Annotated in this window: 11 protein-coding genes; 3 read left to right on the top strand and 8 right to left on the bottom strand. The window is 66.8% G+C overall.

Going from position 1 to position 13,119, the window contains the following annotated elements; genetic code table 11:
- Window positions 1–59 precede the first annotated feature (59 nt).
- From MLP_RS09815 to MLP_RS09805, 3 genes are all read right to left on the bottom strand, one after another.
- Entirely contained in the window at window positions 60–956 is an 897-nt protein-coding gene (locus tag MLP_RS09815; protein ID WP_013862916.1) for a ribonuclease HI family protein, read from the bottom strand.
- 100 nt (window positions 957–1,056) lie between these two features.
- Window positions 1,057–1,842, bottom strand: coding sequence for a hypothetical protein (locus MLP_RS09810; protein ID WP_013862915.1), 786 nt, complete (start codon window positions 1,840–1,842; stop codon window positions 1,057–1,059).
- Between the two features lie 8 nt (window positions 1,843–1,850).
- Complete coding sequence (locus MLP_RS09805; RefSeq protein ID WP_197536534.1) at window positions 1,851–2,468, bottom strand: LURP-one-related/scramblase family protein; 618 nt, start codon at window positions 2,466–2,468, stop codon at window positions 1,851–1,853.
- 213 nt (window positions 2,469–2,681) lie between these two features.
- Here MLP_RS09805 and MLP_RS09800 point away from each other — a divergent pair, with 213 nt between their 5' ends.
- Window positions 2,682–3,272: a hypothetical protein gene (locus tag MLP_RS09800; RefSeq protein WP_013862912.1), complete on the top strand. Its 591-nt coding sequence runs from the start codon at window positions 2,682–2,684 to the stop codon at window positions 3,270–3,272.
- A gap of 21 nt (window positions 3,273–3,293) precedes the next feature.
- Here the strand turns inward: MLP_RS09800 and MLP_RS09795 are convergent, their stop codons facing one another.
- From MLP_RS09795 to MLP_RS09780, 4 genes are all read right to left on the bottom strand, one after another.
- Window positions 3,294–4,052 (bottom strand): IclR family transcriptional regulator, encoded by a 759-nt coding sequence (locus MLP_RS09795; protein ID WP_013862911.1) that lies wholly within the window; start codon window positions 4,050–4,052, stop codon window positions 3,294–3,296.
- A gap of 203 nt (window positions 4,053–4,255) precedes the next feature.
- Entirely contained in the window at window positions 4,256–5,476 is a 1,221-nt protein-coding gene (locus MLP_RS09790) for an aminopeptidase P family protein (RefSeq protein ID WP_013862910.1), read from the bottom strand.
- Between the two features lie 98 nt (window positions 5,477–5,574).
- On the bottom strand, window positions 5,575–6,879 hold the full coding sequence (locus MLP_RS09785) for an MFS transporter (RefSeq protein WP_049804736.1): 1,305 nt from the start codon (window positions 6,877–6,879) through the stop codon (window positions 5,575–5,577).
- A 260-nt stretch (window positions 6,880–7,139) separates the two neighbouring features.
- Entirely contained in the window at window positions 7,140–8,174 is a 1,035-nt protein-coding gene (locus MLP_RS09780; RefSeq protein ID WP_041791874.1) for an NAD(P)-dependent alcohol dehydrogenase, read from the bottom strand.
- 381 nt (window positions 8,175–8,555) lie between these two features.
- Here MLP_RS09780 and MLP_RS26260 point away from each other — a divergent pair, with 381 nt between their 5' ends.
- The gene (locus MLP_RS26260; RefSeq protein ID WP_156821103.1) at window positions 8,556–9,122 is read left to right on the top strand and encodes a hypothetical protein; all 567 of its coding nucleotides are present in this window, start codon (window positions 8,556–8,558) and stop codon (window positions 9,120–9,122) included.
- Window positions 9,119–9,784: an RES family NAD+ phosphorylase gene (locus tag MLP_RS09770; protein WP_013862906.1), complete on the top strand. Its 666-nt coding sequence runs from the start codon at window positions 9,119–9,121 to the stop codon at window positions 9,782–9,784. The genes MLP_RS26260 and MLP_RS09770 overlap by 4 nt, the downstream gene beginning before the upstream one ends.
- 266 nt (window positions 9,785–10,050) lie before the next feature.
- Here the strand turns inward: MLP_RS09770 and MLP_RS09765 are convergent, their stop codons facing one another.
- Window positions 10,051–12,768 (bottom strand): M15 family metallopeptidase, encoded by a 2,718-nt coding sequence (locus MLP_RS09765; RefSeq protein ID WP_041789934.1) that lies wholly within the window; start codon window positions 12,766–12,768, stop codon window positions 10,051–10,053.
- Window positions 12,769–13,119 lie beyond the last annotated feature (351 nt).

Below are 13,119 nucleotides of genomic sequence, written 5' to 3'. Positions count from 1 at the left end.
CAGCCACGGTCCCGCCTTGGTCCTTCTCAACTCCCTACTCACCCGCAGCGCAAGCGGGGTCAGTCCTCGTCGGTGCCCTGGTGGAAGCGTGCCTGCCAGTCCCCACCGTGACGCACCCACAGGGTGCTGCGCAGCGTGGTCCGCCGATCGGTGCTGGCTCGCCAGACGAGCAGGATCACATCCTGGGCGACACGCGTCACTGTGATCACGTCGAGGGTGATCTGCTCGGCGAGCGGGCCGATCGCCGCAAGCATCTCGTCCCGCGACCACAGCCGGCCGGATCGTCCGATCTCGGCCCAGTCCGGGTGCAACAGGGCCGCAACGGCAGCAGGATCGGACCGCACCTCATCGGTCAGCAGGTCCCGTTCGAGGGCGACCACCCGCTCCTCGTCACTCGGGCCGACATCCTCGGTCAGCAGAGAGAAGAGATCCGCCTCCAGTTCCGGTGCCGCCGTCGGCGTGTATGCCGCATGCGGGTCCGCCCCGGCTGCGGCCGCTCCGATACCTGGTCCCGGGTCGGGCCGCTTCCCCTGGCTGTACGCGACGGCGGCACCGTTGGCCAGCCGGTCGGCCTCCTCGTTGAGCTCGTGCCCGGCGTGACCCTTGACCCATTCGAAACGCACCCGGCGCCCTTGCATGGCGGCGTCGAGCGCCTTCATGATCTCGACGTTCTGGACCGGCTTGCCATCGCCCTTGCGCCAGTTCTTGCGCTTCCAGCCGGGCATCCACTTGGTGATCGAATTGATCACGTACGTCGAGTCGCAGTAGACCAGCAGCTCATCGTCCAGGTCGGCGGTCTGCTGCAGCAGATCCAGCACCGCGGTCAGCTCACCCATGTTGTTGGTGCCGTGCGGCCAGCCGCCGCAGGCCCAGCGGTCGGCGTCGACGTACCAGCCCCATCCTGCCGGGCCAGGGTTGCCGAGTGCGGATCCGTCGGCGGCAGCGATCAGTGTCACCGCTGCATGGTGCCACAGCCCGGCCGGCAGAGATCCTCAACAAGGTGATGGCTCATCCCCCGATGTCGGGGATGAGCCATCACCTTGTCGTCGGCGCCGATCAGGATTCCGGGGATCCCTGCCCAGCAGCCAGGGCATCCAATGCCCGATCGGTCTCCTCCGCCACGGCCAGCACCTCCGCAGCCGCAGCCGCGTACGCCGCCTGGCTGATCAACTCGGCCTCGACCAGCGATTCCAGCGCCATGGTGGCCGCGGTGTCGGCGACGATCTCTGCCGCGATCAAGGCTCTGATCGCGTCCACCGCAGCCGCCGCCTTGACGTCCTCGGCGGCGGCCACCACGGCCGCCGCGTCGAGCATCGCCGCACCCGAGACCGCTGCAGCGAGTTCGATCGTCGCCTCTGCCTCGGCGATCGCCGCCACCTCCGCTCCGATCATCACCGCTGCTTCCGGTGTCAGCAGTCCCTGGGCGATCATCCGACCACCCACGCCGCGGATGGCCGCCTTCAGCTCCGTCGCCCAGGTGTGCTCGAACAGCAGGATGCCGAGCGACTGCCCGGGCTGCAGCTCGGCGATGAGCGCTTCGAGCTGAGCCGGTCCAAGCCCCGCCGTACCCCCGTCGACCGCACCACCAGGCTGGCCGGCGAGTCCGCGCAACGCATCGATCACCTGTCCGAACCCGGCCCGTTCGTCCTCGCTCAGCGCGTCGAGCTCGATCTCGACAACCGTCCCGTCATCGACGCAGGTGACGAAACGAAGATCGATCACCCGGATGGTGCCGCGGGTGATCAGCCGCTCCAACTCCTCCAGGATGAGGCCGTCGAAGCGGGCGTCGGCGTCGAAGCCGACCACCAGGACCTGCAACGGTCCGACATCACTGAACTGCATGGCCGCCCTCACCGCCCCTCGTGCGCCATCATGTCGATCACCACGGTGATCGCCAGCAGCAACGCGTCGTCCTGGCCGGGTGCCGTCTCCACTCCGTACGTATCCCGGATCCGGAACCACCGCTTGGATACGGTCGCCACGACGGCGCCGCCCTGTTCGATCCGATATTCGTGGTTGACGATGTTGCCCTTGGTGGACATGCCCGCCCCGCCCGGTATGTCGATCGTCCAGCGATCCCGCAACGGCGTGATCAGGGCGTTGTGCACCTTGGCGGCCGCGGACCCGTCGGGCCGCTCGATCGTCATCGAGTCGCGCACCCGCAGCATCCGTTCCTGGATCTTGTAGAGCTGGTTGCCGCCGGCGTCCTCGAAGAACAGCGTCGAGCGGACGCGCAGCAGCTTGCCGTCCACCTTGAAGGCGGTCTGCCCCTGCGCATCGGTGATGAAGAAGTCGTTCCCGATCGAGAACATCCGCTGCCGCATCTGATAGCGCGATCCGCCGGCCACTGCCCGATGTGCGGAAGCGGATCTGGCTCCCGCGGCACCCACCACCGCACCCGTCGCCACGGCCGCGGCCAATGGCCGGCCCGAACCCTCGGCTCCGCCACGTCGTCCCAGCAATCCCACCTTCTTCTCCCTTCGTCGGGGTCTCCCTTTCGCCGGGAGCCAGCACCTTCGTCAAAGCCAGGCTGCGCCACGGGAGGTCGGCGGTCATCATCCTGACCGGGTGAAGTCTCAATGGATCGTCGGGCGCTCCGGAACGAGCCTGGGCGGCAAGCCGGTGACAGACCGCATCGGTACAGTTCATGGCAGCCGTCCGACGATCATGAAGGAGCCCCCGTGGCGCAATTGACCCTGCTGGAGGAGCAGCTGCAGCAGTGGGCCGTGCCCAGCGACGTTCGTGAGGCGATCCGGCGAGCCGTCGACGTCGTCACACGTGAGGGTGCACCGTTGGTCGAAGCCATGGTCGGTGACCAGGTCGTGCTCGCCGTCCGGGGTCAGCCGGCCGCGGTCTATGTCTCCGATGCCCGGGTCCGGATCGCCTTGACGCCACCGGACGCGGAACGCGCCTACCGCGCCGACTCCGCGATCGGCCTGGAGAAGGAGAGCGAAGCCACCTGGGTCGTGCACTGCCGATACGGGCGGTTGGATTCCTCCCGGCTGAGCTCAGTGACGGCGCTGATGGTCCGCGCACTTCGTCGGTACGCACCCGCACCGGCGGCTCGTCAGGTGCCATCGCGGGGTCGGCGTTCGGCAGACTCGCCGGCCGCCTCTCCGCGGCGCCAGGCAGAGCGTGCGACGACTCCGCGGACGAGCCCTCGGCGAACCGAGGAGGAGCGGCAGCGTGCCGTCGAGGCGGCGATCCCCCGCTGCCCCGTGCCCGGCTGCAACCTGCCGATGGTCGGCGGATCCTGTGGATTCCACGATTGAGCCAGTGACACCCCAACTAGGTCAGTGGCCGCGCTGACCGCTCCGCCGATAGCCGAGTCGCTCGTCGATCTCACGGGCGGAGTCGACCACATTGCGGGCCAGCGGGTCGAGCAGCTGCTGCTGGACCCGGAACCGAGGAGCCGACAACAGGACCACACCGACGGTCTCGCCCCGGTGGTCGTGGATCGGTGCGGCGATACCGACCTCCTCGGCCGACGTCCGCCCATCATTGATGGCGAAACCCTTGCCGTGCACGTCCTCGATCGCTGCTCGATAGCTCTTCCACGCGTCCGGGTCTGATGCACCGGACGCGAGCATCAGACGGTCGAACAGGGCCCGCCGCTCGGCCGCCGGCTGAGCGGCGAGGAACACCTGCACCGACGCGTTGGCCGGCGACTCGTAGCGGGTGCCGATCGCGGCCGTGTGCTTGACGTTGTGTGTGCTGGCCACCTGCTCGACGACGACCGCGCCCAGACCGTTCCACACCATGAGCGCCGACGTCTCGCCGGTGCAACGGCTGAGCCTCTCCAACGCGGGATGAGCGGCCCGGCGTACGTCCAAATCGGCCAGCAGTGGGCCCGCGAGACCGATCACCCCGAGGCCGAGTTGGAAGCGTCCGCTGCTGCTGTCCCGCTCGACGTAGTGCCCCTGCTCGAGCAGTGCCAGGATGCGGGAGACGCTGGACTTGTGCATGCCGACGCGGCCCGCGATCTCGGTCACGCCGAGCAGCGGCTCCTCGATCGTGAACGTCTCCAACACTTTCAGGCCGTTCAACAGCACTGAGGTCCCGGCCCGGCCGTCGGGGGCCCTGCTGTCGGTATCAGGGCCGTCGAGGTCGGGGCCGTCGGTGTTGTCGCTGTCGGTGCTGGCGGAAATGGTCGTTCTCCTGATCAGATCGTCCGGCGCGTACCCAGGGTCTCACCCAGGGATCCGCGCCGGACGTCAGTCTCAGGCCACTTTGTGACCTTGCCGACCCGACCGGCTCAGCGACCGAGGATGTTGTGCTCGGCACCGAACGGGAACTTCGTGATGTTCTCCGCCCCGTCGGTGCCGACCACCAGAATGTCGTGCTCGCGATAGCCGCCGGCACCGGGCATCCCCTCCGGGATGGTGATCATGGGCTCCATCGAGACGACCATCCCAGGCTCCAGCACCGTGTGGATGTCCTCGCGCAGCTCCAGCCCGGCCTCGCGTCCGTAGTAGTGGCAGAGCACCCCGAAGGAGTGCCCGTACCCGAAGGTCCGATAGGACAGCAGACCCTCGGCTGCGTAGATCTCGTTCAGCTCGGCGGCGATCTCGCTGCACACGGCACCGGGCCGGATCAGTTGCAGACCACGCTCGTGTACGCGGACGTTGACGTCCCAGTAGTGCAGCGCCTCAGGGCTCGGCTCGCCGTAGAACAGGGTCCGCTCCAGCGCCACGTAGTAGCCGGCGATCATCGGGAAGCAGTTCAACGACAAGATGTCGCCTTGCTGGACCTTCCTGCTGGTGGCCCAGTTGTGCGCACCGTCGGTGTTCACCCCGGACTGGAACCACACCCACGTGTCACGCAGCTCCGCGGCCGGGTAGCTCCGAGCGATCTCCCGCACCATCGCCTGGGTGCCGGCCAGCGCCACCTCGTACTCGGGAATCCCCTCGGTGACCGCGGCCGCCACGGCCTCACCGCCCAGATCGGCGATCCGAGCGCCCTCGCGGATCAGCGCGATCTCCTCCGGTGACTTGATCATCCGCTGTCGCATCACGGCCTGCGAGATGTCGACCAGCTCCAGGCCGGGCACCGCGCCGGCCACCCGATCCCGAAGCAGGCCCGGGATCTGATCGTCCTCGACACCCAGCCGACCGGTGGTCACCCCGGCCTCGGCAAGCAGGCTGGCCACCGTGAACTCGTAGTTGTCCCGCTGCCAGTCGGTGTAAACCACGTTCTCACTGAAGCTGCGCCGCCAGGGCTGGCCGGCGTCGATGCCTGCGGAGATCGTCGTGTGGGTGTCGGCGGTGATCACCAGCCCGTAGGGGCGGCCGAACGCCGTGTAGAGGAAATCGCTGTAGTAGTTGATGTTCTGATAGCTGGTGAACAGCACGGCATCGATGCCGGTGCTCCTCATCAGTTGGCGCAGGGTCGCGATTCGGCGGCCCATCTCGCCGGCGGAGAAGGTCTGGGCGGCCTTGTCTCCGTTGTGGAAGGTCTTGAACCGTCCCATGTCCATCGTGTGTGTTGCTCCTTCGGTGAGGACCCGCGCTTTGCGGGTCAGGGTGGTGGACTCCCTGCGAGCTGGATTCGCAGGGTTGGTCAGAGAGGCGTGGATCAGAAATCTCGTAGCGGCTTGCGGAAGGTCTCACTGGAGGCCAGCACCGCGCAGAGCGAGACGAAAGCGGCGGCCACCAGATACCACGCGGGCGCGACCTGGCTGCCGGTCTTGGCGATCAGCAGGGTGCAGATGAAGGGTGCGGTGCCGCCGAACAGCGCATTGGCCAAGTTGAAGCTGAAGGCGAAGCCGGTGTAGCGGACCCGGGTCGGGAACAGCTCGGACAAGAACGACGGCAGGGTGCCGTCGTTGAGGGTGAGCACGCCGCCCATCACCACCTGGATGAGCACCACGAGCAGGAAGCCGGCGCCGTCGAGCAGCAGGAAGGACGGCACGCTCAGCACGATGAACAGCACCGAGGCGGTGATCAGCATCCGCTTGCGGCCGAATCGATCGGAGGCGATGCCGGTGAAGAAGATGCAGCCGATGTAGGTGACCAGCGCGACCGTGGTCGCCAGGAAGGACTCCGAGGCACCGAAGCCCAGTTCCTCGGACAGGTACGTGGGCATGTAGCTGAGCAGCACGTAGAACGCGACGGCGTTCAAGATGGCCGCACCGAGGGCGATCAGCAGGGGTCGCAGGTTCTCCTTGAACAGCTGTCCCAGCGGGGCCGGCGGGAGCTCCTTGTCCTCGAGCGCCCGGAAGACCGGGGTGTCCTCGAGCTTGACCCGGATGTAGCGGCCGATCAGGCCCATTGGCGCGGCGAGTAGGAAGGGCAGCCGCCAGCCCCAGGAGTGCATCTGGGCGTCGGAGAGGACACCGGTCAGCAGCGCGGCCAGCAGTGAGCCGAGCAACAGGCCGCTGGCCGTGCTGGCGGGGACGACCGAGGCGTAGAGACCCCGGCGGTTCGGCGGCGCGTACTCGACCAGGAAGGACGACGCACCGGCGTATTCACCGGAGGCGGAGAAGCCCTGGACGACGCGGACCAGCAGCAACAGCACCGGGGCGAACAGCCCGATCGACGCGTAGCCCGGCAGCAGCGCGATGCAGACGGTGGCGCCGGACATGATCAGGATCGACCAGGACAGCGCGGTCCGGCGACCGACGCGGTCGCCGATCCGGCCCCAGATGATCCCGCCGAGCGGCCGGATCAAGAAGGAGATGGCGAACACCGCGAAGGTGGCCAGCAGTGCGGTGGTCGGATCCGACTCCGGGAAGAACACCTTGGAGATCGTCGCGGCGAGGTAGCCGTACGCGGCGTAGTCGAACCACTCGACGAAGTTCCCGATGAAGCTGGCGGTGATGACCTTGCGGCGATCCTGGGCGGTGGGTGGAGCGATCGTCGCCGTCGGCGCTGCCGGCATCGTGTTGGGATCTGAGTTCAGCGGTTCGGTCACAATCAGGCTGTCCTGTCGTCAGACGTTGCGTTGAATGCAACGGTGTTGATCGAGAGTCTCTCAATCGAGTCGCCTCGTCAATACCCTCACAACCTCTACGACGGACCTTAACGACCGTGTAACCGGGGCGCAACACGGATGCTAGCGAATCGGTGACAGCACTCGCCGAGGAACCAGACTTGATTTCTTGTTGCAAGCGTTGCGACAAGAGATCCTTCAGCGCAACATCATCGGCACGGATAAACGATCGCCTTGAGGCTGTCGGGGTCGAGGTCGGCTTCCAGGGCCTCGGCGGCGTGGTCGAGATCGAACCGGCCGGTCACCAACGAATCGAGGTCGACCTGGCCGCTGGCGACCAGATGGATGGCGGCCGGCCAGGTGTCGGTGTAGCGGAAGATCCCGGTCACCGTGATCTCCAGATTCTGGATGTGCTCGATCGGCAGGTTCATCTCCGAGGAGCCGAGTCCCACCAGGACCGCGACACCCGCCGGCCGGACCGCCTTGATCCCGTCGAAGACCGCACGCGGCGCACCGGAGGCGTCGACGAACGCGTTGACGTCCAGCCCCGCGCTGGCGATATCGACCTCCCGCGGATCGATCACTCGGGTGGCGCCGTACGTCAGCGCCCGCTCGCGACGCTCCGCGACCAGATCGGTGACGATGATCTCCGCGGCCCCGAATGCCCGCGCCGTCTGCGCACAGATGATCCCGATCGGCCCCGCGCCCGCGATCAGGATGCTGGAGCCGGGCACGATACTGGCCTTGCGCATCGTGGTGATCGCCACCGACAGCGGCTCCAACAACGCCGCTGCCTCGTCGGAGAGGGAGTCCGGAATCGGATGCGCGAACTCGGTCCGGATGACGCAGAAGCGGGCGAACGCACCGTCGATCGGCGGGGTCGCGAAGAACTCCATGTTCCGGCACAGGTTGTAGCGGCCCGCCCGACACTCGCGGCACCGCCGGCAGTTCTTCTGCGGCTCGATCGCGACCCGCTCCCCGATCCGCGACTCAGGCACGTCGGCGCCGACCGCAACGATCCGGCCGGACAACTCGTGACCGAGGATCAGCGGGCCGTCGACGACGAACTCACCGATCCGTCCGTGCCGGAAGTAGTGGGTGTCGGACCCGCACACGCCCACGGCAGCCACTTCGACCAGCACCTCGTCGCTGGCGTACGACGGGGTGGGCACCTCGGAGGTGGCAAGCTGTCGCTGCCCGGTGAGCACACTGGCTCGCATGGTGGCTGGGATGGTGTCGGTCATGATCACAGACTTTCATCGAACGTCACCGACGGCACCGTTGGGGTTGGTGGTCGCTGACGTCGAAGTAGGCGCGAGGTCCGTTTGAGAAGCGAGCCGCGCTACCATTGACGCCATTGACGCCATTCGATCGGAGGGAGGGCATCCATGACCGCAATGAGAGTGCGCGGGCTCATGCGTTCGAAGACCACCCGCCGACTTGCTGGCGGCAACGGTGTGAGCTCGACGCACATCCGCCGCCCGAGGAAGATCGTCGAAGCCCGACTGAGTCGCTGGAACATCTCGTACGCCGACTTCACGCTCGGATTGACGAGGTCTGGAATCAAGGTCGAACCGGCTTCGCTCGCCAACCTCGCTCAGAACCAGGACCGCACCTTCCGGAGCTTGGTTCGCATTGCGAAGTCGCAGATCGAGCCGACTGAACACGCAAGACCTCGTTTCGACATCAATCACCGCCCGCCACCTGCGGAGGTGGCGCAGCGGGTGCGGGAGCACATGATGCCGCTCATCAAGGATGGCACGCTGACCCAGCCCGAGGCTGAGGCCGCACTTCAGGCGATCACCGAACGGCTACCGGATCACGACGATCCGACCGAGATGTTGGGACCCTACTACGACACTAGCGGCCTCAGAAGGCGACTCGGCGTGACCCGACAAGCTCTGGCCGGCCGTGTTCAGCGGAACACCCTGCTGGGAGTGGAAGCGGACGACGGCTCGATCCTCTATCCAGTCTGGCAGTTTGATCGGGACATGAAGGTGCTCGTCGGTCTCTCGGCAGTCCTGCAGGAACTGCACCGCGTTGCCCTCGATGGCTTCTCTAAGGCGGTGTGGCTCGCCACGCCGCAAGAGGAGCTGAGCAACAAGTCGAGCGCCGAGTGGCTCGCCGGCGCTGGGGATATCGAGCACGTACGGCGGCTGGCCGAAGCCGACGTCAGACGCATGCTCGCATGAACCGCGATCAGATCCAGCTCGGCGAGCCGGAAGACCCAGCTGTACTGGCTGCCGAGTTTCCTCGACTCGGCAGCCTCGGCACAGCTCCGTGGTATCGCGCCCACTCCGCTGACTACCCCGATCAGCCGGATCGCGGTTGCTGGTGGTTTTCTTCGGTCAGCCCGCCGAAGCCGGTGGAGGGCCGCTTCGACCTGCCCTATCCCAAGGGCACCTGCTACTTTGCCGACGACATCGAAACGGCAGTTCGCGAGCGACTTGGCAGCGTCTGGGGACGTCACCATTTCCTGCCACCCATTTCCCTGACCGGCACCACCGTCTCGATGATCGACCCAACGTCCTACGTCGAAGCAAGCGACATCGCCCACACGGATCATGCAGACGCGGCAGGCTTCGTTACTCGAGAGATCGCGGGCGGCGCGCCATACGAGCTGACCCACCGCCACGCGGTCGCGTTCTCCGGGGCCGGCTTCGGCGGGATTGCGTACCGTCCTCGTTTCACACCCGGGGACGTTCTTGCACTCGCGCTCTTCGGTGATGCCGGGCGACCTGTGCCGAGACGTTTGGCATCCGACGTGCTGGGGTGGCAGATGCACCTTCGGTCGCCCATCAGGTCGACAATCAGTCGCCGTCGAGCGAGTATCCTCGAGCCACCAGCGATGTGACCCGCATGTCACGGTGATCGACCTGTGACTCGGCCTCATCGGGAGGTGCCAGCTCCGCGAACACCGCGCCGGGCCTGCCACCCTGGGATCTGGCACCCAGGATCCTTCACGCAGGATCATCGCCGGGTGCGACGACCGATCTGCCAGATCGGCCCACCACGACATCCGCCAGGCGTGCCGGACGTGGGCGCCTCGATGCGCTCGACCGTCGCCGGCTCCAGCAACCGATCAGTCACCCCGCGAACTCAGACAGAGGACGGACCGAATCAGGGCATGTCGAAATGCATCATGTCCTTGTGGACCTCCCAGTCGCCGCCCCAGCGGAACCCTGCCTTGGTCATGGCTTCGACGACATCCTTCGGCAGATTGAGGATGCCCTCCCGCTGGTACTTGCGCAGGGTGTAGTCATCGCGCTTCTTGGTGCTGGTCTTCAGTGACTTCTGGTGCTTGAGCAGGGCCGCCTTCGCCTTCGAGACCGCCGCGATCTGTTTGGCCAGCTCCTTGCGCAGGGTGGCGATCTCGGCCTTGGGCTTCTTGTCCTTCCGCGCCTGCGCCAACAGTTGCTCGGCGGCCGCCTTGGCAGCGGCGAGCGTGACGAGATCGGTCGAACCGGTGACAACAGCCGTCTGAGCAGCACCGACGGCGGCAACGGTCGTGTCGAACGCCTTCTGCTCCCGGGTGAATTTGCGCAGTTCGGCAGCGATCCGATCGGCACGCTTGCCCATCGCCTTCACCTCCTTCTCCTTGGCGGCGAGCTGTCGCTTCAACGCGGCCTGCTGGGCGGCGATATCGTCGAGGGCGGTCTTGGCCTGTTGCCGCGCCGTGGTCTTGTCCGCGGCCGTCGCCCCCTTGCGGCGGAGGGCGGCGTCGCGCTCCTTCGTTGCGTCCTTGGCCCGCTTCACAAGGTCAGCTCGGGTGACCTTCATCGCGTCGCGCTCGGCGACCAGCGAAGCCCGATCGGCGGTGAGCTCGCCGGACCGCTTGGTGAGTCCGGCCTGGTTGTAGTTCGCGGAAAAGAGATCGCTGATCAGCTTCACCGAGTCGTAGCTGTCCGGAGCAAACAGAGGTGGCAACGGCAGCCCGGCGCCTGGGTTGCGTGCCTCGATGTCCATCCCGGTCAGCTCGTTGATGATCGCCCGGTGCTCCGCGTTGTCCAGGTGCGGATTGGTGCCCGGATCGAGGTCGATCGCGCGGCCGTCCGCGTGGTTGCTCCACTTGTTCGAACTGGTGGTGCGGACGGTGAGCGCCCACGGTCGCTGCTTCAGCGGTGTCGTGGGATAGCGCGGATTGCCCTTGTCGTCCTTCAGATCGCGCAGCGTCTTCTCTGCCGCGGCGAGCATCGGCTGCATCCCGGTGTGCGCCGGTGTGGTGTCGCCGAAGAACGACGTGCTGCCGTTGATCGAGTCCTTCAGATACACCAGGGGACGGGCGATGCCATGATTCCGATAGAGCGGGCACAAGATCTTGTATCGGGTCTCCGGTGTGCCGGACGGTCGGCTGGTCTCGTTGAAGTAGCGACGGGCTGCCGCGAACTGAGAATCGTTCCAGTCCGCTGTCCACTGGGCGAGGTCGGGATCAGGGGTCGGATCTCGCTGCACGACCTCGGGCGTCCGCTGCAGTACCTCCCGGATGGCGGCCGACGGCTGCGGCCTGCTGATCTTCGCCGGTGCCGGCGCTGGCGAGTCCTGCGTACGGGCGTCGTGCGTACCGGCGTCGTGCGTACGGAGTGGTTGAACGGGCAACGCGCCCAAAGCTTCTTGCACCTTGCCCTGACCCATGATCTTCTCGTGGCCGGTCGCCACGCCCTGGATGCTGTTGACGTAGTTGTCGGTCATCGCCTGCTTCTGAGCGGCGGTCAGCTTCCAGCCGGCAACGGCCGGTCGTCCCCTGCTGGCTCGGCGACCCGCTTCGGCCTTCGCTATCTCGGCCTTCAGCGCGGCGGCGACGTTCTCCTTCAGGTGCTTGTAGCGCGTCTCGTACGCTGAGCCCTGGCTGAAGTAGCCACGGAACCGCACCATCTGAGTCTTCAGGTACGCGTCGCGGTCGGTGGTCGGCTTTGCCAGCTCGCGCAGGTCCTTGCGGATCTGCGCGATCAGCCACCGCTCCACCTGATCCCGCTGACCGCTGAAGAACCCCTCCGAGTTCAGCGCGTCGAACAAGACGACCTCGGCCAGGTTCTTCGGCAGCCCACCAGCCTCCTGCTCGTCAGCCGCCTTCAGCTCACCCTTGGCATCCACCGCTCGGCCGAGCATCGGCGCCAGCGTGCCCCCCGCGCCGCTGTGCCCGGCCAACACGGCGCGGCCGCGAGCCACACTTTTCAGCGCCGGGATCATGCCCCAAACCTCGTTCAGGTATGCCTCGCTGAGGAAGGTCTCGCCGAACTGCGGCCGGTCCCTTCCCAGGGTGTAGGTGCCCTGCGGCATCACCGCGATCATGGGCCGGCCATTGGCCTTGGCCGCAGCAGCATTCACCGCCTCCAGCTGCGCCTCCATGTGGTCGACCTCGATGTCGCGGACCGTCCCCTGCTCCATTCCCTCCTCGTTGACCAGCTTCTTGCGATCCTTCACCTTGATCGTCTTCTGGCGGCTGTGGATGCGTTGCCGGTAGCCGATCCCGAAGCCGTGCAGATAGACCATCACGTCCACGGTCTTGATGCCGGCACCGAGCGGTTCGGGGAGCAGCACGATCGCCTTGCCGGCGGCCTTCTCGGCGGTGATCGTGTCGACCTTGCCCTCGCCGCCCCACTCCGCACCCAGCTTCTCGTCGCCGCGGACGTTGCCGCTGGTCAGGCCCTCGATCGGCTTGCGCCGGATGGCCCCGATGACCAGATCTTGGGCGTTCCAGTTGCCGCTCTTGGGCACCGGCACCGAGGTCTTCGTCGTGGCGCCACCGGACGTCGCATCGGAGTGATCGCGTTGCACGGTGCCTGCCGCAACCCGGTGCACCAGTATGCTCGCGGCCCGGTTTCCAGCCGACTGCTGCACCTGGAGGAGTGTCGCTGCCTGCAGCGGGGCGCGGTCGTCGCCGAGGACAACCGGCGGGCGACGTGAGGACGAACGGCGGCTGGGACGCGCTGCGCGGTTGCCCGGCCCCGGCACGTCAACTCCCCGCTGGACGCCACCGGCCACGGCACCCAAGCGTAGTCACGCCCGGAGTCGAAAGCTCCGGATCGCTGCGAGGATCTGCCCCTTCGGGCAGTCTGTCCTTGGTTTGTCCGAGCCTGGTTTGTCCGAGCCGGGTTTTGTCCGAGCAGGGTTTTTGTCCGAGCCGGGTGTCCCGGCGGCGCAAAACGGGCCCAAATCACGCCCAGCCGCCGACCATCTATGCCCGCGGGC

Origin of the sequence: Microlunatus phosphovorus NM-1 (assembly GCF_000270245.1) — a bacterium.
Classification (GTDB): domain Bacteria; phylum Actinomycetota; class Actinomycetes; order Propionibacteriales; family Propionibacteriaceae; genus Microlunatus; species Microlunatus phosphovorus.
Note: the sequence above shows the minus strand (reverse complement) of the source record. Positions and strands in the feature narration are given on the sequence as shown.